Source organism: Aliivibrio sp. SR45-2 (assembly GCF_963890165.1).
Taxonomy (GTDB): Bacteria; Pseudomonadota; Gammaproteobacteria; order Enterobacterales; family Vibrionaceae; genus Aliivibrio; species Aliivibrio salmonicida.
In genome coordinates this window covers 1-251 of the sequence record NZ_CAWPRC010000120.1, presented here as the reverse complement: position 1 = coordinate 251, position 251 = coordinate 1, and the positions used below count along the sequence as shown (strand labels likewise).

At 43.0% G+C, this 251-nt stretch carries 1 rRNA gene; it reads right to left on the bottom strand.

Going from position 1 to position 251, the window contains the following annotated elements:
- Positions 1-128 precede the first annotated feature (128 nt).
- Positions 129-244, bottom strand: a 5S ribosomal RNA gene (rrf, locus tag AACV33_RS06275).
- Positions 245-251 lie beyond the last annotated feature (7 nt).

Genomic DNA, 251 nt, shown 5'->3' with positions numbered 1-251 from the left:
AGATAATATTTTCAACTTTTTCATTTATTTATGAAAGACTTAAAAACGTTATGTTGACTTGCCTCCAGCAACAAACTGGGAGCGAAATAAAAGCCCGTTCTATTGAACGGGCACTTATTCAAATTTAAGCCTGGCGATGTCCTACTCTCACATGGGGAGACCCCACACTACCATCGGCGCTATTACGTTTCACTTCTGAGTTCGGCATGGGATCAGGTGGGTCCATAACGCTATGGTCGCCAAGCAAATTC